The organism is Pseudomonas sp. H1_G08 (assembly GCF_054681355.1).
This window is the reverse complement of record NZ_CP162822.1, coordinates 3,494,094-3,514,118: the sequence shown is the minus strand read 5'-3', so window position 1 is coordinate 3,514,118 and position 20,025 is coordinate 3,494,094. Positions and strand designations below refer to the sequence as shown.

Sequence of the window (20,025 nt, the reverse complement as noted above, 5' to 3'; positions counted from 1 at the left end):
CAATTAGGAGAGATCGACAATGAAGCTTCGTCCTCTGCATGACCGCGTCGTCATCCGTCGCAGCGAAGAAGAAAAGAAAACCGCTGGCGGTATCGTCCTGCCAGGTTCGGCTGCTGAAAAAGCCAACCACGGTGTGATTCTCGCTGTAGGCCCGGGCAAAGCTCTGGAAAACGGTGAAGTGCGTGCACTGTCCGTGAAGGAAGGCGACAAGGTTGTGTTCGGTCCTTACTCCGGCAGCAACACTGTGAAAGTCGATGGCGAAGACCTGCTGGTAATGAGCGAGAACGAAATCCTCGCGGTTATCGAAGGCTGATATCCCCGTTCATTTTCCCGCTACTACAAAGTATTTAAGGAATATCGATCATGGCTGCTAAAGAAGTTAAGTTCGGCGATGCCGCCCGTACCAAGATGCTCAAAGGCGTCAACGTTCTGGCTGACGCGGTAAAAGCGACCCTGGGCCCGAAAGGCCGTAACGTGGTTATCGAGAAGAGCTTCGGCGCTCCGACCATCACCAAGGACGGCGTTTCCGTCGCCAAAGAAATCGAACTGGATGACCGCTTCGAAAACATGGGCGCGCAGCTGGTCAAAGACGTTGCCTCCCGTGCCAACGATGACGCTGGTGACGGTACTACCACCGCTACCGTTCTGGCTCAGTCGATCGTCAACGAAGGCCTGAAAGCCGTCGCTGCCGGCATGAACCCGATGGACCTGAAGCGCGGCATCGACAAGGCAACCATCGCCATTGTCAAAGAGCTCAAAGCCCTGTCCAAGCCATGCGCTGACTTCAAAGCCATCGCTCAGGTCGGCACCATCTCGGCCAACTCCGACAACTCCATCGGCGACATCATTGCCGAAGCCATGGAAAAAGTCGGTAAAGAAGGCGTGATCACCGTTGAAGAAGGCTCGGGCCTGGAAAACGAACTGTCGGTTGTAGAAGGCATGCAGTTCGACCGTGGCTACCTGTCGCCATACTTCGTCAACAAGCCGGACACCATGGTTGCCGAGCTCGACGGCCCGCTGATCCTGCTGGTCGACAAGAAGATCTCGAACATCCGCGAAATGCTGCCAGTGCTGGAAGCCGTTGCCAAAGCCGGCCGTCCACTGCTGATCGTGGCCGAAGACGTTGAAGGCGAAGCCCTGGCGACTCTGGTTGTGAACAACATGCGTGGCATCGTCAAAGTCGCTGCCGTCAAGGCACCGGGCTTCGGCGATCGTCGCAAGGCCATGCTGCAGGACATCGCTGTTCTGACCGGCGGTACCGTTATCTCCGAAGAGATCGGTCTGAGCCTGGAAAGCACCACCCTGGAGCACCTGGGTAACGCCAAGCGCGTAACCCTGTCCAAGGAAAACACCATCATCGTTGACGGTGCTGGCGTGCAGGCAGACATCGAAGGCCGTATCGCCCAGATCCGCGCCCAGGTTGCCGAAACTTCCTCGGACTACGACCGTGAAAAACTGCAAGAGCGTCTGGCCAAGCTGTCCGGCGGCGTTGCAGTGATCAAGGTTGGCGCTGGTTCCGAAGTTGAAATGAAAGAGAAGAAAGCCCGCGTTGAAGACGCCCTGCACGCAACCCGCGCAGCCGTTGAAGAAGGCGTGGTACCTGGTGGTGGCGTGGCACTGATCCGTGCTCTGGAAGCACTGACCGAGCTGACCGGCGACAACGCTGACCAGAACGTTGGTATTGCTGTGCTGCGTCGCGCTGTTGAAGCGCCGCTGCGTCAGATCGCTGCCAACTCCGGTGACGAGCCAAGCGTAGTCGTCAACGAAGTGAAGAACGGCAAAGGTAACTTCGGTTACAACGCTGCTTCCGGCGAATACGGCGACATGATCGAAATGGGCATCCTGGACCCAACCAAGGTAACCCGTTCGGCTCTGCAAGCTGCAGCCTCGATCGGCGGTCTGATCCTGACCACCGAAGCAGCGGTTGCCGACGCACCGAAGAAAGAAGGTGCAGCTGGCGGCGGTATGCCAGACATGGGCGGCATGGGTGGCATGGGCGGCATGATGTAAGCCAGCCCTGGCCCTGTAACGCAAAACCCCGCTGGCGAAAGTCAGCGGGGTTTTTTATTACCCCAATTTCGAAGCTCACTGGTATCCCCCTGTGGGAGCGAGCCTGCTCGCGAAAGCGGTCTGTCATCCGACATGCAAGCCAGTTGAGCCGACAATTCGCGAGCAGGCTCGCTCCCACAGGTGCTTTATTTCAGGCATTGATCGGCTGTGTGTTCATCGCCGTCGAAGTCTTGCCAGCCGGGCGATACAGCACCCAGTAATAAGCCCCCAGGCAAATCAGCCAGCAGAAAATCGCCGTCCACACGTTGTGCGAAAAGAAGTGCGCGCCTTGCATCATGCGACTGATCGAGAACACCGAACCCAGCGCAAAGGCGAACACAAACGCCTGCCGCGCCAGTCGTGGACGGCGGTCGCGCAGCACGAAGAACAGTGCAAACAGGGTAAACCCGGTCGCCGCATGGCCACCCGGCCAGCAACGTCCCGGCTTGTCCGTGGCGGGGCGATGTTCCATGAGTTTGCTGTAGGTCTCGTGGCCGCCGAATTGCTCCAGGCTCCATGGGCACTGCACAGCGGTGACGGCTTTGACCGGAGTGACAAATGAAGTCGCCAGCCCCAGCGACAGCACCAGGCAGCCCAGTTCGCGCTTGAACGGTTTCAGCTTCGCGATGAAAAACGCGCCGATGAAACCCAGAATGGCAAACACCGAGAAGCCGATCACCAGCTGTTTTGCCCGGTCATGCAGGATGTCTTCAAGCACATAGCTGTGCCGCCCGATGAAATCCCCCGCGACCGGGTCGTAGAACATTTGCGCCAGAACCATGTCCAGATCGGTCAGTTCGAGCAACAGCAAAATGATCGCCGCCGCTGCGGGAATGCCCAGACACAACCACCAGTTGAGCGGTCTTGAAGCGGGAAGGGCAGAGGTCGACACCATGGCAGGTTCCTTGGTCGATGAACGGAGGAGAGAGCGTAATCGCGCGGAGTCTGCGCGCGCTGGCGTCGGCGATTTGTTAACCGAAAGTGAAAAAAACGTCGCAGCGCGCAGCGCAGGTTTATCGAAAAACGCCCCTAGCCCTCAGCCGCTCTTGGCCGTAAGCTGCGCGGGCCAAGACGGCCGTTACCCCGTTCGGAGGAGGTGCCCATGCGAATTCTGCTGGTCGAAGACAACCGCGACATCCTGGCCAATCTGGCCGACTACCTGGGCCTCAAGGGCTATACCGTCGATTGCGCCCAGGATGGTCTGTCCGGTCTGCATCTGGCGGCGACCGAGCATTACGATCTGATCGTGCTCGACATCATGCTGCCCGGCATCGACGGCTACACCTTGTGCAAACGCCTGCGCGAAGACGCCCGGCGTGACACGCCGGTGATCATGCTCACCGCCCGCGATCAACTCGACGACCGGCTGCAAGGCTTCAAGTCCGGCGCCGACGATTACCTGATCAAACCGTTTGCGCTGTCTGAGCTAGCGGCCCGCGTCGAAGCGGTGATGCGCCGTGCTCAGGGCGGCGGTCGCCGGGCGTTGCAGGTCGGTGACCTGAGCTACGACCTCGACACCCTGGAAGTGACCCGCGAAGGCAAGCTGCTCAAGCTCAACCCGGTCGGCCTCAAGCTGCTCGCGGTGTTGATGCAGAAGAGCCCGCACGTGCTGCGTCGGGAGATTCTTGAAGAAGCGCTGTGGGGCGATGACTGCCCGGACAGCGACAGCCTGCGCAGCCATGTCCACCAATTGCGCCAGGTGATCGACAAGCCATTCGCCAAGCCACTGCTGCACACCGTGCACGGTGTCGGTTATCGCTTGGCCGAGGGGCGAGATGGAGTTTAAGCAGAGTCTTTCCCAGCGGATCATCATCGCCTTTGCGCTGATGAGCGCACTGGTCGCCGGCGCTTTCGCCATGGGCATCGTTGCGACGGTGCACCTGGTGGAAGAGAAACTGATTTCGGCGGGATTGGGCGGCGACCTGCAACGTTTGCTGCTGATGGACAATGTCTCCGACTGGAGCCATCGGCCCGAGCCGGATCAGTTGTTCTATTTCAGTGGCGGGCCTGGGGATTTCGACCTGCCCAAGGATCTGCGTCACCTCGATGCCGGTTTCCATGAGGTCTTTCGCGAGCAGCTGTCCTATCACGCCATGGTCGAAGTGGTGGATGGTCGGCGTTATGTCTTGCTGCAGGACCAGAGCGATTTCGAAGAGCGCGAGCGCGTGCTGTTTGCGGTGGTGCTGGTGGGCTTCGTGCTCAGTCTGGCGCTGGCGGTGTTTCTTGGCTGGGTGCTCGCGCGCAAGGTGATGGCGCCGGTGGTGCGCCTGGCGCGGCAGGTCCGTCATCGCGACCAGCTGCTCGGGCTGGCGCCACCCTTGGCGCCGGACTACGCGGCGGATGAAGTCGGTGAACTGGCGGTGGCGTTCGATGCCACCTTGGGGCGCTTGCGTCAGGCACTGACCCGCGAACGTCTGTTCACCAGCGACGTCAGCCATGAATTGCGCACGCCGCTGATGGTCCTGGCCAGTTCCTGCGAACTGCTGCTGGAAAACCCCGGAATCGATCAGCGCGGTCGCGCCCAGGTCGAGCGCATTGCCCGGGCCAGCGAGGAGATGCGCGAACTGGTACAGACCTTCCTGATGCTGGCGCGCACGCAGAACGAAGAGGCCGCAGCGGCGCCCCAGCAGAACCTCACACAAGTGGCCGAGAGCCTGCTGTGCCTGTGGCGTGAGCCGATCGAGCGCAAGGGGCTGACACTGATATTCGAGCCGGGCACACCAGCGGATACTCGCTACAACGCGACCTTGCTGAACGCGGTGATGGGTAACCTTCTGCGTAACGCACTGCATTACACCGAACAGGGTTTCATTCGCCTGACGCTCACCGCCAACGGTTTCGTCGTTGAGGATTCGGGCGTGGGCATTCCCGAGGAAAAACGCGAGGCGATGTTCGAGCCCTTTGTGCGCGGCAGCGAGAAGCGTGGCGAAGGGCTGGGCCTGGGTTTGTCGCTTGTGCAGCGTATCTGCGAAAACCAGGGCTGGACGGTCAGCTTGAGCACGATGGACCCCAATGGCTGCCGATTCGAGGTAGATCTTGGCGTGAATGCCAGCAAATAGTGGCTCGAGGCTACTCCCGTACACCTGTCTGAATCCTGTATAACGTTGTAATAATTTACGGATTTACCTGACAGATTTTTCACAATTGGATGACCTGACGCTGACACGCCGCTGTTTAAGGTGGCGTCATCAGAACAGGAGTCCAGATGATGGCCGGCCCGATCAAGCTCGATTTTTCCGAAAAGTACGACGACCAACACGCACAACGATATCTGCGCAAGCACCAGCAAAGCCTCGGTCGCCGCCTGTCGCACTTGCGCGATGAGCAAGTCGGTCGCAAGGCCTTGGCGCTGGCGGGAGATCCCGGGCTGGTGCTGGATCTGCCCTGCGGTGCCGGGCGTTTCTGGCCAATGCTCGCGGAGAAGCCCAACCGGGTGATCATCGGCGCGGACAATTCCGAGTCGATGATCAAGACCGCGATGCAGGGACAACCGGCCGAGGTGGTCAAGCGTGTACAACCGCTGCACACCTCGGCATTCGATATCGCTCTGCCGGATAACTCGGTCGACAGCATCTTTTGCATGCGTCTGTTGCACCACATCGGCGAGGCCGAGCACCGTCGGGTGATCCTGCGCGAGTTCGAGCGGGTGACCCGCGACAGCGTGATTGTTTCGTTGTGGGTCGACGGCAATTTCAAGGCCTGGAAGCGCAAGCGCGCCGAGCGGGATCGGCCAAGTCATGATTACCAGAATCGGTTTCTGATTCCGGCGGCGACGATCGAGAAAGAATTTGAACAGGCGGGTTTCCGCATTCAGGAACAACTGGACTTCATACCGCTCTATGCGATGTGGCGAGTTTACGTATTACGCAAGAGGTAGAGGATGGCAGTGCAAGCAGCGGTTGAAGCGGATGTCGCTCCCCAGGATCGTTTCGATTATTACTGGAACCAGCGCGGCGAATGGGTTGAAGAGCCCAATGTGCGCCGTGGTGGCGAAAGCGGGGTGCAGCGCATCGTCGACCGTGACGGGCAGCTTTTGTACGCCAAGCGCCAGACCGGGCACATCTATCGCAGTTGGTTGCATCCCTTCGGTCGCCCGACCGTATTGCGCGAACTCGACGCCCTGACTGGCGTTAGCAAACTCGGCGTGCGCGTACCGCAGATCGTCTTTTGCGGCGCTCAGCCTGATCCGCAGCACAAATGGCGCGCACTGCTCGTCACCAAATCGCTCGATGGCTTCCAGGAACTGGAACACTGGCTGGCCGCTGCCGGTGGTCGCGATCAGTGTGGCGAGGTGGTTTACGAGAAAGTCCTCAAGGACCTCGCCGAGAACCTGGCGCGCATGCACAAGGGCCGCTGGCAGCACAGCTGCATCTACATCAAGCACGTTTTCGTTCGCGTCACCGGTGAGGGCGAAGCAGCGCAGGTTGAAGTGGCGTTGATCGATCTGGAGAAGTGCCGCCAGCGTTTGACCCCCTATCGCGCCGCGCAGCATGACATGAAGCAATTGCGTCGCCATTCGTCGTTCCGCGATGCCGACTGGAAGAAACTCGTCTACTTTTATGAGACGGCGTTTGGCAGCGCTATCAAAGGTTTATAGCGATGAAACTCGAAATTGCACGAGGTTTGTTCCTGATCGGGGCCTTGGCAGTTGCTTCACTGGCGGTGGCTGCCTGGGAGCAGCCGCGCATGCAGGTCATAGGGGCGTCCGGGAACGACGCTCATTGTTCGGTTCCACGGGTGGCCAAGGCTTCCGTGGCGACCCAGCCTGATCATGATCTGCTGTTGTTCATGTTCGGACTGTCTCAAGGGATGAGGCCAGCCAGTTGACACGCTTCAAGCCCAAATAAAAGGCCTCGCAATTGCGAGGCCTTTTTTATTCCACAACTTTCAAGATACATATCGTCCTCTGTGGGAGCGAGCCTGCTCGCGAAGGTGTGTCAGTCGACATCAATGCAACTGAAATACCGCATTCGCGAGCAGGCTCGCTCCCACAGGGAAATGTGCTTATCTGGCATCTGGCTTAGCAAGGAAGGTATAAACACACGGCAGCACGAACAGCGTAAACAACGTGCCAATCGACATCCCCGTGGCAATCACCATGCCGATATCAAAACGGCTCACGGCTCCCGCCCCGGTGGCCAGAATCAGCGGCACCATGCCGAACACCATTGCCGCCGTTGTCATCAGCACCGGGCGCAAGCGAATTGCCGCTGCTTCCTCCACCGCTTCACGGGCGCTCAGGCCCTTGTCCTTGCGCAACTGGTTGGCGAATTCGACGATCAGGATGCCGTGCTTGCTGATCAGGCCGATCAGCGTCACCAGCCCGACCTGGGTGTAGATGTTCATGCTCGACCAGCCAAGGAACAACGGGATCAGCGCGCCGCAGATCGACAGCGGTACGGTCACCAGAATCACCAACGGATCGCGGAAGCTTTCGAACTGTGCGGCCAGCACCAGAAAGATGATCGCCAGCGCCAGGGCAAACGTGACCCACAATGCGCTGCCTTCCTGCACGTACTGGCGCGAGGCACCGCCGTAATCGAAGGCAAACCCGGCCGGTGCTTCTTCGCGGGCAATCTGCAGCACGGTATCGATGGCTTCGCCCATGCTCACCAGCGGGAAACCGGAAATCTTCGCCGCGTTGAGCTGCTGGAACTGATTGAGCTGGCGCGGCCGTGCGCGGTCGCTGACCTTGATCAAGGTCGACAGCGGCAGCAATTCGCCCTGGGTGTTTTTCACGTAGTAATTGTTCAGCCAGTCCGGGTTGTCGCGGTAGGCCCGTTCGACCTGGGCGATGACCTTGTAGCTGCGCCCGTCGATGGTGAAGCGGTTGATCTCCGCCTCGCCGAGCAAGGTCGCCAGCGTGCTGCCGAGGTCGAGCATCGACACGCCCATCTGCGCAGCCTTGTCGCGGTCGATATCGACCACTACTTCCGGCTTGTCGAACGCCAGATCGAGGTCGACGAAGGCGAACTTGCCCGACTCCATGGCGCGTTTCTCGATGCGCTCGGCGACTTGCAGCAGCAGCTCGTAGTCATTGGCGGTGTTGACCACGAATTCGAAGGGCAGGCCTTCACCGGTGCCGGGCAGGGAGGGCAGGTTGAAACCGAAGATCTGCAGGCCGGGAATGCTCTCCAGTTTGCTCTGCACCTCGGGGAGGATTTCCATCTGCGTGCGGCTGCGCTCATTCCACGGCTTGAGCAGGAAACCGCCGATACCGGCCTGCACGCCGCTGTAGCCGTTGATCTGGAACGAGGAGTAGTACTCGGGAAACTCCTTGAAGATGGTGATGAACTCGTCGGTGTAGGTGCTCAGGTAGTCGAGGTTAGTCGGCTGCGGCGCGCTGGCCATCATGAAAATGATGCCCTGGTCTTCGTCCGGGGCCAGTTCCGACTTGGTGAACTTGAGAAACACCGGAATCAGGCACAGCACGATCACCGCAAACACCAGCACCACCGGCCGGGTATTGAGCGTGCCGTGGAGCATGCTTTGATAACGGCGCTTGAGGCCTTCAAAGACGCGGTCGAGACGATGGGCCAGGCCGCTGGGATTCTCTTCGTGGCGCAACAGAAACGCGCACATCATCGGCGACAGTGTCAGGGCGACGACGCCGGAGATCACCACCGCACCGGCCAGGGTCAGGGCGAACTCCTTGAACAGCGCTCCGGTCAGCCCGGTGAGGAAACCGATCGGCGCATACACCGCCGCCAGGGTGATGGTCATCGACACCACCGGCATGGCAATTTCCCGCGCGCCTTCCAGCGCTGCGTCGAACGGCGTCTTGCCTTCCTCGATGTGCCGGTGAATGTTCTCCACCACGACAATCGCATCGTCCACCACCAGACCGATGGCCAGCACCATGGCCAGCAGCGTCAGCAGATTCATCGAGTAACCCATCATCTGCATGAAGAACATCACGCCGATCATCGACAGCGGAATGGTCACCACCGGGATCACTACCGAACGCAGCGCGCCGAGAAACAGGAACACCACGACGATGACGATCAGTACCGCTTCGAACAGGGTTTTCACCACCTCATCAATCGAGGCCTGAATGAACAGTGTCGCGTCGTAGGCGATTTCGCTTTTCAGGTTCGGCGGCAGCTGCGCTTCCAGCTCGGGCATCAGCTTGCGCACTTCCTTGATCACGTCCAGCGGGTTGGCGCCGGGGGTGGCCTTGATGCCGATATACACCGACGGCGTGCCGCCGAACGAGCTGATCGAATCGTAGTTTTCCGCGCCCATTTCCACCCGCGCGACATCACGCAGCAACACGCGGCTGTCACCATCGACCTTGAGCGGAATCGCCGAAAAGGCCTCGGCGGATTTCAGTTCGGTGTTGGCGTTGATGCTGGTGACGGTGTACTCGCCTTTCACTTCGCCGGCAGCGGAGAGGAAGTTGTACTGGCGCACCGCTGCGGTCACGTCGGCGGCGCTGAGGCCGAAGCCGGCGAGTTTCACCGGGTCGAGCCACAGGCGCATGGCGAACACCTGGTTGCCGAGAATCTCCGCTTCGGCCATGCCCGGCAGCGTCGCCAGTTTCGGCTGGATGACCCGCGACAGATAGTCGGTGATCTGCGGGTTGCTCAGGTCTTTGCTGAAGAAACTGATGTACATCAGCGCCGAAGCGTCGGCGGATTCCTTGCTCAGCACCGGGTCTTCGGCGTCCTGCGGCAGCTTGTTCTTCACCTCGTTGGCCTTGGCCAGCAGTTCGGTGAACAAGCGGTCGGTGTTGGCACCGATGCGCGCGTAGATCGAAATCACCGAGAAGTTCTGCCGGCTGACCGAGGTCATGTAATCGATGCCTTCGGCGCTGGCCAGACTCTGTTGCATCGGCTGGGTGATGTAGCCCTGAATGGTTTCGGCGTTGGCCCCGGGATAAGCGGTGGTCACCGTGATCAGGGCGTTTTCCATTTGCGGGTACTGGCGCAGCGGCAGCTTGCTCCAGGCCTGAAAGCCCAGCAGCACAATCAGCAGGCTGACCACGGTGGCGAGCACCGGGCGGCGGATGAACGGATCGGTAAAAGCCATGGGGATTCCTTGATCAGTCGGCGCGAGGCGGACTGTTCTGCTCGCCGAGGGTCTTGTCGTCGCTGATGGCGATAGGGGCACCGTTGTCCAGTTTGATCTGGCCAGCCGTCACCACTTGTTCGCCGCTCTGCACGCCCTTGTTGATCATCACCAGGCCATCGCGGCGTTCGCCGGTCTCGACGAAGCGCCGCTCGGCAATCAGCAGCGGTTGGCCGTTGTCATCCTTGGCGACGCTGCCGTCCTCGGCTTTCTTTTTCCCGACCACGTAAACCGAGTTGCCGTACAGGGTGTAGGTGATCGCGCTTTCCGGCACGACGATGTGCTTCTGCGGATTTGGCAGCAGCACTTCAAGGCTGGCGAACATCCCCGGCAGCAGCTTGCCGTCGGGGTTGGCCAGGGTGGCGCGGACGAGGATGTTGCGCGTGGTGCTTTCGACGATCGGGTTGATCGCGCTGATCTTGCCGGCAAAGTTCTGTCCCGGATACGCGGCGACAGTGAACTGCACGGGCTGGCCGATAGCGAGTTTCGGCACCGCTTGTTCGGGCACGTAGAAGTCGGCGTAGAGGCTGCTCAAGTCCTGCAACGTGGCGATTTTGGTACCGCTGGCGAGGTAGTCGCCGACGTCGACCTGGCGGATGCCGATGGTGCCGCTGAACGGCGCGAGGATGCGCTTTTTCGCCAGCGATGCGTTGAGCTGATTGACCGTGGCCTTGTTCTTTTGCAGCACGGCGGAGAGGCGGTCGTACTCGCCTTTGGAGATCGCGCGGCTGTCGACCAGTTGCGCGCCACGGCCGAAATCAAGCTGCGCCAGACCGAGGTCGGCGCGGGCAGTTTCCAGCAGAGCGGTCTCGACGGCGCTGTCGAGTTGCAGCAGCGGTTGCCCGGCCTTGACCTTCTGCCCGGATTCGAATTTGAGTTCAGTGACGGTGCCGGCGACTTCCAGACTCAAGTCGACACCTTGCAGCGCCTTGAGCGTGCCGACGGTGGGCAGGCGCATCTGCCACGGCTGTTCGCCGGCAGTGGCCACGGCGACGCTGATCGGCGGCTTGGGCTTGGAAAAGCCCTGGATCATCGTGTAGATCGAAAAGGCTTTGTATCCGCCCAGTACCAGGACGATCAGCAAAACAACACCCAACATGATCAGCATGCGGCGACGCAGCATATGTCCAGTTCCTTGGATAAATCATGAGACAGGCGGGCACATTACTCCGAGTCAGGTGGGGATTCCAACTGGCAGTTATTACGTGAAGGCCGGATATGAACCCTGTGGCGAGGGGATTTATCCCCGTTGGGCTGCGAAGCGGCCCCCTGAATCCTTCAGTCATACCGCAATTGCAGTTTTAAGGGCGGCTGCGCCACCCAACGGGGATAAATCCCCTCGCCACAGGATGGGGGGCCATCTCAAAAATGGGGGGGTATCAGGCCATCAGATGAAGATGGTTGTCCCAGAGCCCCGCCGGCAATTCCAGCGGCTTGGCCAGCAGTTGTTCCTGGCGGCAATCGTAGTAACGGCAACGGCCCTGCCCCGAGGTCACGACAAAGCCATCCTTTACCGCACCGACGCCAGCACAATCAGGCAAAGGCGCATCGAGGCGCAGTTCGCCGCTGTCCAGATCCCAGATAAAGAAACGATTGCCGCGCGGCGCCGTCAACGCGACCAGACGCAGATCGCTGTGCACCGCGACGCTGGCGGTGTAGTGCCCCATCGCCTGCAACTGCTGCTCGGCCACCGGGAACGCCACGAACGCTTGTCCCGGTCGCTTGATCGCCAACAGCTCCGAACGCTCGTGGGACGGCCCCATGAATTGCTGACCGGCGACGATGGTGCCGTCACTGGCGATGCCCAGGTGGCGGACGCTGTTCATCTGCTGGGCGAGGGTTTCCTTGCTCAGCAACGTGCCGTCGCGCTGCATCAGCACCAGGCTCGGTTCCATGGCGTTAAGGTTCATGTCGACGCGGCTTTCCGCCTCGGTGCGAATCCCGCCGTTGGCCACTACCAGCGTCTCGCCGTCGGGCATCCACGACACCTGATGCGGGCCGAGGCCATGGGTGGAAATCTCGCCCGTGTGCACCAGCCGCTCGCCTTCGAACTTATACACACCGAGCAAACCGCGACCAGGATCGGTCGTATCGTTTTCGGTGGCGTACAGGTATTCGCCGTCCTTGTGCACCACGGCGTGGCCGTAGAAGTGCCGGTCCGGCTGCGAGGTCACGGTCTGCAGCAGCTTGCCGTCGCGCAGGTCGATCAGGTAACTCTCGGTTCCCGGACGCCGCGCGACGAACAGCGCCAGCGGTTGCGTCGGGTGGTTGATGATGTCGTGGCAACGCTGGCCGACGTGGGTGGCGAACACCCGCGTACCGTCGAGCCGATAGCCGACGGCGTAATGCTTGCCGTCAGTATCGTCGCGCGCCGACAGCAACAGCGGGCTCTGATCCTTGCGTTTGAACAGCGTCCAGCCGCCCAGCGTCACTGCTCCCAGCAGTGCACTACCTAAAGTCAGAACCTGACGTCGCAGCATGGCACTCGCCCTCATCAGTCACCGTCGTTGGCGTTGAAGCCCAGTTGGATGCCCAGCGCCTTGGCCAGCTCGCCTTCGTGCAGGCGATGGACGACGTTGAGGCTGTCGTAGATATCGTTGAGTTGCTGGCGCCCGGCGTCGTCCTCGAGCATTTCGCCGAGCGAACGCTGGGTGCTGTCGAACAGCTTCAGCGAAGCGGCATAAGCGGCATCGATCTTGTCCGCCAACGGTTTCTGCTCGGCCGGCAGCAGACCGCGCAGGCCTTTGTTGTCGACGCCTTCCCAGACGGTCTTGGCGGCGGCAAGGCTGGCTTCCAGCGCCGTCAGCGACGACTGGCTGCGCCACGCATCCGCCTGGAATGGCTGCGGCACGCCTTTGCTCTGCCGGCCCATCGGCGTGCCGAGTTTTTTCTTCAGGGTATCCAGTGCCGTCACTTGTACGCGCAGCAGATCGGCGATCGCTTCGTGGGAGTCGGCGTAGCGCTGGTTAGGGAACTTGCTCATCTGCGCGAGCATGCCGTCGGTGTTGTTCCAGCCCTGCAGGATTTCTTCGGCCAGTTGCTTCTGGCGTTCGCCGATGGCGATCAGCAGCGGGCAGTACTTGGCTTTCTGCGCATAGTTGGCGACGTCAGGCTTGGCGTCGAAGAGGATGTATTCGTAAGCCGACAGGCCCTGCACCACGACGCTGGATTTGGCCAGCGCTGCGGCATCGATCTGCGGCTGGGCGACGACCAGTTGCTCGACCTGACGGCCGACGAGATTTTTCTTGTCCGGCCAGAACTGCACTTGCCACGAGCGATTGCCCTCGGCCAGCGGCCCGATCAACAGCGGTTGCAACTCGGCCCAGGCTTTCTGCGCGTGAAGGAAGTCGGCACGGGCGGTTTCCAGGGTCTCTTTGCCCTGGCAGTAGGCGAGGGCGCTGACCGCCAGTTGCCGGTCGGCTTCGACCCAGCGAGTGTAGGTCGGCAGGATCACCGATTTGGCGATCGCCGCCGAAGTGACCGCTTGCGGGTCCTGCGGCGAGCAGGCGCCGAGGGCGAGCGCGGCAAGGCTGGTGAACAGTAACTTGGGACGGAACATGTCGGGCTCCCGATGCTTTTACAGTATTTAAAGTGAGTTCAGAAAAGCCAGCAACGCAGCGCGCTGCTCGGCATTGAAAGACAAAACCTGTTGCTGCGCCGCCGTCGCCTCGCCGCCATGCCAGAGCACCGCTTCGAGCAGGTTGCGTGCGCGACCGTCATGCAAAAACTGGGTGTGACCGCTGACCGCTTGCGTCAGACCGATCCCCCACAACGGCGGCGTGCGCCAGTCTCGGCCGGAGGCCCGAAATTCGGTGCGGTTGTCCGCCAGGCCTTCGCCCATGTCATGCAGCAGCAAGTCGCTGTATGGACGAATCACCTGATTGGCCAATTCCGGTTCGGCGGCATCGGCGGCCGTGGTGTATTTCGGCGTGTGGCACGACTGGCAACCGGCCTGGAAAAACAGATTCTTGCCGGCCAGCACCTGTGGATCGTTGACGCCACGGCGCGCCGGCACTGCGAGATTGCGGCTGTAGAACAGCACCAGCCGCAGGATGTTGTCGCTCACCTCCGGTTCACCGTCCGGGCCATTGCCGTTCGGCGCCTGTTTGCAGGCAGTCTGCGCCTCGGTGCAATCGTCGAACGGCCGCAGGCTGGTGGTCAGGCCCATGTCACCGGAGAACGCATGAACATTCTGTTGATTGAGATTCGGTTGCCCGGCTTTCCAGCCGAACCGGCCGATGACGGTTTTCTGCAACTGGTCATCCCAGACCTGGTTGGGTCGGCCATTGATGCCGTTGCTCTCTTTCGCCTGGGCGGCGGCGTTGGCGAGGATCGCCTCTTCGGGGATCGCTTCGAGCAGGCCCAGACCAATCATCGGCGGCGCCACCCGCGCGGAAAAACGCGTGTCCGGGTGCATCGGCCCGTAACCGAGTTGAGTGATCTGCAAGGTCGGTTTGCGCAGCTCGACTTCAGTGCCGTCCTTGAAGCGTACCGGCACCGGCGTGTAGTCCACCCGCACCTTGCCTTCCGGGGCAACCCCGGGCACGGCCATATCCTGGAACTGCCCGCCATATACCGGCTCCGGCACCACGCCGAGCTGTTGGATGACTTTGGCGTAGGGCGGCGCGTCGGGAATCGACAGGCGCACCAGCATCGACACTGCATTGCTTGCATCAGGTGCCGGCGGATGACCGCGACCGTCCTTGATGTGGCAATTCTGGCAGGCGTTGGTATTGAACAACGGGCCGAGACCGTCGCGCGCCGTGGTGGTCGACGGCGCGATCACCCACGGGCTGCGAAAGAAACTGTTGCCGACACTGAAGTCCACCCGCCGCGAGGGCGGCAAGTTGGCCGATGGCAGGGAGAAGGCGTTCTGATCGCTCTTGCGCACGGTCGCCGCACCGCCCGAACGCGCTTCCCCCGGCTCGGCCTTGGTGAAACGCGGGGCGTCATCGCAGGCACTCAGGCCCAGGGCCAGCAACAGTGCGGACAAGCGAAGAGGCAGCGAGGGCATCAGACATCCTGCGGACGGGCAAAAATGAAGGCGCAAAGTCTAACAGGGCGGGGGAGTTTGAATAAGAGGAATTATCGTTTGCTTGATACAGCGCAAATCTGCAGAGCGATGCAAACCCCCTGCAGGAGCTGCCGAAGGCTGCGATCTTTTGATTTTGATCTTCAAAAATCAAGATCAACAGATCGCAGCCTTCGGCAGCTCCTACAGGGGACTGTGAACATGGGGTATGAAAAAGGCGACCCGAAGGTCGCCTCTTTTTGACGCGGACGCTGCGATCAGAATTCGTGATCGGCGCTGTCCGGGTTCAGGTCGCTGATGCCCAGTTTGCCCGCAGCGGCTTCGATCGAGCCGGTCTGCTTGACCAGCGCGGCGATGGCGTCGCGAACGACCTGGTTGCCAGCGGTGTTGCCGGCAGCGATCAACTGGTCGTAGTGCTCACCCTTGTTGGCGTGATCGACCATGACCTGGATCTTCGCTTCGGTCGCGGCCAGATCGGCTTTCAGCGCGGTGTCGGCAGCCGGATCGGCCTTGGCCACCAGCGACGACAGGCTGGCGCCGGTCATCTTGGTGCCGTCAACACGGGTGTACTCGCCCAGGTAAACGTTACGCACGCCTTTGGCGTCGTAGAAGTGCGAGTAGTGGGTGTTGTCGCTGAAGCAATCCTGCTCGTCTTCAGGGGAGTTGGCTTCCAGGGAAACCTTCATGCGCTCGCCCGCCAGTTCACCCAGGGACAGGCTGCCCATGCCGAAGAGCATTTTGCGCAGGCCGGTTTCGCCTGGCTCGGCTTCCAGGGTGGCGCGGTAGTTGTCGGCCACGTTCGGCTTCCAGTTGGCGACCATTTCTTCCAGATCGCTGACCAGCAGTTGGGTCACGGCTTTCAGGTAGGCGCGACGACGCTCGTTGTGACCACCGGTGGCGCCGGCGCCTTCCAGGTAGTCCGAGGCCGGACGGTTGCCAGCGCCAGGGCCGGTGCCGTTCAGATCCTGGCCCCAGAGCAGGAATTCGATCGCGTGGTAGCCGGTGGCGACGTTGGCTTCCGAGCCGCCCAGCTCGTTGAGGCTGGCGAGTTTTTCCGGGGTGATTTCTTTCACGTCGACTTTGTCTTCGCCGACCTGCACTTCGGTGTTGGCAATGATATTGGCGCTGGCGCCCGGGTTACCCAGTGCGTGCTCGTAGGATTTGTCGACGTAGTCGATCAGGCCTTCGTCCAGCGGCCAGGCGTTAACCTGACCTTCCCAATCGTCAATGATGGTGTTGCCGAAGCGGAACACTTCGCTCTGCAGGTACGGCACGCGCGCGGCGACCCAGGCAGCCTTGGCTGCTTTGAGGGTGTCGGCATTCGGCTTGGCGAGGAACGCGTCGACCGCAGTTTGCAGGGTTTTCGCAGTGGATTCGGCATCGCTGTAAACGGCGAAGACCATGTCGGCATAGTGCGCGACCACGGCCTTGGCGGCAGCATCGTCAACTTTACCGGCAGCAGGAGCCGGTGCAGCGGCAGGGGCTGGAGCAGCGCTGCTGGAAGCCGGAGTCATTTCGGAGGCTTTTTCTTTGTCCTTGCCTTCGCCGCAACCGGCGAGGGAAATAGCGATGGCCAGCAGACTGGCGGTAGCCAGAGGCATACGAATCATGGCGAACATCCTGCTTCGGTAGTTGAATGGACTGGCGCCGGGGGCGCGCAAAACTGCGACATAATGCAAATCTTTCGCATTATGTGTAAAGGCGTGCTTGGAAATATTTCTTATTTGCGCATGAAAATCAAAAGATCGCAGCCTCGTTGCACTCGTCAGCTCCTACAGGGGGAACGCATTTCAAATGTAGGAGCTGCCGAAGGCTGCGATCTTATAAAATAGCCGCGTTGCTGCGTTGCGCCTGCTTGAGGTAAATACCCAGCTCCCGCGCCGGCAGCGGTTTGCTGTAGTGGTAGCCCTGACCTTCGTGGCAACCCTCGGAAATGATGTAGGTTTCCTGCTCGGCGGTTTCCACGCCTTCGGCAATCACCTGCATGCCGAGGCTCTTGCCCAGTTGAATGATCGCCCGAACGATGGTCGCGTCATCGTCGTCATCGAGCAGGTCCTGCACGAAGCTCTTGTCGATCTTGATCTTGTCCAGCGGCAGGCTTTTCAGATAACTGAGGGACGAGTAGCCGGTGCCGAAGTCGTCGATCGCGATCAGCGCACCGGAGCGGCGCAGGCTGAGCAAATGCTGGGCGGCGGTGGTGATGTCTTCCATCAGGCCGGTTTCGGTGACTTCCAGTTCCAGACTGCGCGGCGGCAGGCGGTACATTTGCAGCAGGTTGTTGACCACCCTAGGCAGCTCGGCGTGGTGCAGTTGCACGGTGGACAGATTGACCGCCATGCGCAGATCGACGAAACCCTGATCGTGCCATTCGCGCAATTGCTTGCAGGCCTGATCGAGCACCCACTCGCCGATGGCGATGATCGTGCCGTTCTGTTCGGCCAGCGGAATGAACAGGTCCGGCGGCACCAGCCCGTGTTCCGGATGTTGCCAGCGAATCAGCGCTTCGACGCCGACCACGCGGTGGTCGCGATAGCTGATCTGCGGCTGATAGACGAGGTAGAACTGGTCGCGGATCAGCGCATCGCGCAAATCTTTTTCCAGCTCGCGACGACGGCGCATCTCGCTGTCGACGCTGGCGATGTAGAACTGATAGCGATTGCGCGAGCGGGTCTTGGCCAGGGTCATGGTCTGCTCGGCTTTCTGCAACAGCTTCTCGGTGCTGTCGCCGTCCTCGGGGAACAGGGTGATGCCGATGGTCGCGCGCAGGCGGATTTCCTGATCGTCGAGGGCGAAGGGCGCCTCGAGGTCATCGAGAATGCTCTGCGCCAGTTCCGCTGCCTCGTAAGGCTGTTCAATATCGGCCTGCACCAGCGCGAACTGGTCGCCGCCCAGGCGGGCGAGGGCGCCGAGACGACCGCTGTGGGCACGTAAACGATCGGCCAGGGCCAGCAGCAATTGGTCGCCGGTCTGGTAGCTGAATTGCTCGTTGATGCCCTTGAAGTCATCCAGGCCGACGCACAACACCGCGACGCGGCGCTGCAATTTGCCGGCATCGACGAGAATCTTGTCCAGTTGCTGCTGCAATTGCTGGCGATTCGGCAGACCGGTGAGGAAGTCGTACTGGGCCATGCGCAGCAGGCTGTTTTCCGCTTCGTGGCGCAGGTGGGTGTTGCGTTCGATGGACTCGAGCAACTGGTTGGCAGTGTTGATCCACAGGCCCAGTTCGTTTTTTTCGTGGCCCTTGATCTGCGGAATCTTGTGCTCGCTGGGACGATCCGGGTTGATTTCGGTGAGGTGCTCGATGATTCGCGACAGCGGTTTGGTCAGCAGCCAGTGATAGACCAGATACAGCACCAGCCCCAACGCCAGTGCGCGCAACACCCCGGAAATGAAAATGATCACTGAGCTGACGATAAACCCTTCGCCATAGGTGGCGGTGTCGAGGGTGATGCTCAGGTCGCCGTAGTATTCGCTGTAGGGGCCGCGGCCGACCAGTTGCGTGGTGAAGGTGCGTTCCTGACCGAGAATCAGGTCGGTCAGCCAACGGCTATTGGAATGCTGCAGTTCGCGGGATTTCTGCGCGAGCATGGCTTCGTTGGGGTGGCCGATGGAGGCCTGACGCACGGCGTCGTCCTGGAACAGCCCTTCGATCACCTGCATGCCCATTTCCCGGTCCAGGCTGTACACGGCCTGGGTCGATGGATCGCGGAACATGTCGAGGATGCGCTCGGCGTCGCCGGCAACCGCCTGACGGGTCTTGTAGGCATCGAAGACAATCTGCGCGCAGCTCAAGACTACGCCTACGATCAATGCCGACAGGAGCACGACCCGGAGCAACTTCACCGACAAGCTGTTCTTGAGTTCCAGCTTCAAAGGGTTATTCCTTGTTCCGTGCGGGTAGCGTCAAGTTGCCATGAGTATTGGCAATCCCGGGTTGGCAGTCAAAGGGACAATCGGGCACGGGAAAAGTCGCCGTGATCCTGGCCGCAATGTCGTCATTTGAGTAATAGCTCTGAATTAACTGTGTCGGTTGCAATTGCCTTCAACTTGAGCACTGGGCCAAAGATTTTTTCCTGTCTGTGATGGTAGACCGCTGGGGGCTGGCGGCAAACGGCGCGAAGCTGCTTTTACCGTGCGAGAAACGCCATGCGCCAGGCATAAAAAAACCCGGCCGAAGCCGGGTTTTTCATCTGGCGCGCAGCTTAAGCGGTGAAGGTTTTGCCTTCGAACTGCTCGGCCACGAACTTCCAGTTGACCAGGTTCCAGAACGCTTCAACGTACTTCGGACGCAGGTTGCGGTAGTCGATGTAGTAAGCGTGTTCCCAGACGTCGCAGGTCAGCAGCGGGGTGTCGCCGCTAGTCAGCGGGTTGCCGGCGCCGATGGTGCTGGCCAGGGCCAGGGAACCGTCAGCTTTTTTCACCAGCCAGCCCCAGCCGGAACCGAAGGTGCCGATCGAGGTTTTGCTGAATTCTTCCTTGAACTTGTCGAACGAACCGAACGCTGCGTTGATGGCATCTGCCAGGGCGCCGGTTGGTTGACCGCCGGCGTTTGGCGCCAGGCAGTTCCAGTAGAAAGTGTGGTTCCAGACCTGAGCGGCGTTGTTGAAGATGCCGCCCGAGGAAGTCTTGACGATTTCTTCCAGGGTCTTGCCTTCAAACTCGGTGCCTGGCACCAGGTTGTTCAGGTTCACGACGTAGGTGTTGTGGTGCTTGTCGTGGTGGAACTCCAGGGTTTCCTTGGAGATGTGCGGCTGCAGGGCATCGTGTGCGTAAGGCAGCGGCGGCAATTCGAAAGCCATGATGATTCTCCTAATCAGGTCTGTTGCGGTGAGCGCAAGGCCGATCACGGGCGGCCGGAAATGCACCGGCGAGTT

16 protein-coding genes are annotated in these 20,025 nt (G+C 60.6%); 7 read left to right on the top strand and 9 right to left on the bottom strand.

Annotated features, from left to right (window positions below; translation table 11 throughout):
- Positions 1-19: 19 nt before the first annotated feature.
- Positions 20-313, top strand: a complete 294-nt coding sequence (locus tag AB4N85_RS15870; protein ID WP_007916610.1) for a co-chaperone GroES — start codon at positions 20-22, stop codon at positions 311-313.
- A gap of 50 nt (positions 314-363) precedes the next feature.
- The gene (gene groL, locus AB4N85_RS15865) at positions 364-2,010 is read left to right on the top strand and encodes a chaperonin GroEL (protein WP_016773419.1); all 1,647 of its coding nucleotides are present in this window, start codon (positions 364-366) and stop codon (positions 2,008-2,010) included.
- Between the two features lie 190 nt (positions 2,011-2,200).
- On the opposite strand, the gene AB4N85_RS15860 is transcribed toward groL, so the two are convergent.
- Positions 2,201-2,944 carry a phosphatase PAP2 family protein gene (locus tag AB4N85_RS15860; RefSeq protein WP_252868202.1) on the bottom strand — a complete coding sequence of 248 codons (744 nt, stop codon included), beginning with the start codon at positions 2,942-2,944 and terminating at the stop codon, positions 2,201-2,203.
- A gap of 207 nt (positions 2,945-3,151) precedes the next feature.
- Between AB4N85_RS15860 and colR the strand changes: the two genes are divergently transcribed.
- The 5 genes from colR (at position 3,152) to AB4N85_RS15835 (ending at position 6,876) form a co-directional block, all read left to right on the top strand.
- A complete protein-coding gene (gene colR / locus AB4N85_RS15855; RefSeq protein WP_041479855.1) occupies positions 3,152-3,835 on the top strand; it encodes a two-component system response regulator ColR in 684 nt (227 codons plus the stop codon).
- A complete protein-coding gene (locus AB4N85_RS15850; RefSeq protein WP_041479854.1) occupies positions 3,825-5,108 on the top strand; it encodes a sensor histidine kinase in 1,284 nt (427 codons plus the stop codon). Before colR ends, AB4N85_RS15850 begins: the two co-directional genes overlap by 11 nt.
- Positions 5,109-5,257: 149 nt before the next feature.
- On the top strand, positions 5,258-5,926 hold the full coding sequence (locus tag AB4N85_RS15845) for a class I SAM-dependent methyltransferase (protein ID WP_041480029.1): 669 nt from the start codon (positions 5,258-5,260) through the stop codon (positions 5,924-5,926).
- A gap of 3 nt (positions 5,927-5,929) precedes the next feature.
- Complete coding sequence (locus AB4N85_RS15840; protein WP_252868201.1) at positions 5,930-6,646, top strand: lipopolysaccharide kinase InaA family protein; 717 nt, start codon at positions 5,930-5,932, stop codon at positions 6,644-6,646.
- Between the two features lie 2 nt (positions 6,647-6,648).
- Positions 6,649-6,876 (top strand): hypothetical protein, encoded by a 228-nt coding sequence (locus AB4N85_RS15835; protein WP_041479852.1) that lies wholly within the window; start codon positions 6,649-6,651, stop codon positions 6,874-6,876.
- 177 nt (positions 6,877-7,053) lie between these two features.
- On the opposite strand, the gene AB4N85_RS15830 is transcribed toward AB4N85_RS15835, so the two are convergent.
- The 8 genes from AB4N85_RS15830 to AB4N85_RS15795 all read right to left on the bottom strand — a co-directional run bounded on the left by AB4N85_RS15830 (position 7,054) and on the right by AB4N85_RS15795 (position 19,950).
- Positions 7,054-10,080, bottom strand: a complete 3,027-nt coding sequence (locus AB4N85_RS15830; RefSeq protein WP_252868200.1) for a multidrug efflux RND transporter permease subunit — start codon at positions 10,078-10,080, stop codon at positions 7,054-7,056.
- Positions 10,081-10,093: 13 nt separating this feature from the next.
- On the bottom strand, positions 10,094-11,242 hold the full coding sequence (locus AB4N85_RS15825) for an efflux RND transporter periplasmic adaptor subunit (protein ID WP_252868199.1): 1,149 nt from the start codon (positions 11,240-11,242) through the stop codon (positions 10,094-10,096).
- Between the two features lie 256 nt (positions 11,243-11,498).
- The gene (locus AB4N85_RS15820) at positions 11,499-12,599 is read right to left on the bottom strand and encodes a DUF1513 domain-containing protein (protein WP_305381451.1); all 1,101 of its coding nucleotides are present in this window, start codon (positions 12,597-12,599) and stop codon (positions 11,499-11,501) included.
- Between the two features lie 14 nt (positions 12,600-12,613).
- Positions 12,614-13,678 carry an imelysin family protein gene (locus AB4N85_RS15815; RefSeq protein ID WP_252868197.1) on the bottom strand — a complete coding sequence of 355 codons (1,065 nt, stop codon included), beginning with the start codon at positions 13,676-13,678 and terminating at the stop codon, positions 12,614-12,616.
- 27 nt (positions 13,679-13,705) lie between these two features.
- On the bottom strand, positions 13,706-15,133 hold the full coding sequence (locus AB4N85_RS15810) for a di-heme oxidoreductase family protein (RefSeq protein ID WP_460064993.1): 1,428 nt from the start codon (positions 15,131-15,133) through the stop codon (positions 13,706-13,708).
- Positions 15,134-15,408: 275 nt separating this feature from the next.
- Complete coding sequence (locus AB4N85_RS15805) at positions 15,409-16,761, bottom strand: imelysin family protein (RefSeq protein WP_056789973.1); 1,353 nt, start codon at positions 16,759-16,761, stop codon at positions 15,409-15,411.
- A 211-nt stretch (positions 16,762-16,972) separates the two neighbouring features.
- On the bottom strand, positions 16,973-19,024 hold the full coding sequence (locus tag AB4N85_RS15800) for a putative bifunctional diguanylate cyclase/phosphodiesterase (RefSeq protein WP_016773430.1): 2,052 nt from the start codon (positions 19,022-19,024) through the stop codon (positions 16,973-16,975).
- A gap of 329 nt (positions 19,025-19,353) precedes the next feature.
- Positions 19,354-19,950, bottom strand: a complete 597-nt coding sequence (locus AB4N85_RS15795; protein WP_016773431.1) for a superoxide dismutase — start codon at positions 19,948-19,950, stop codon at positions 19,354-19,356.
- Positions 19,951-20,025: the final 75 nt, after the last annotated feature.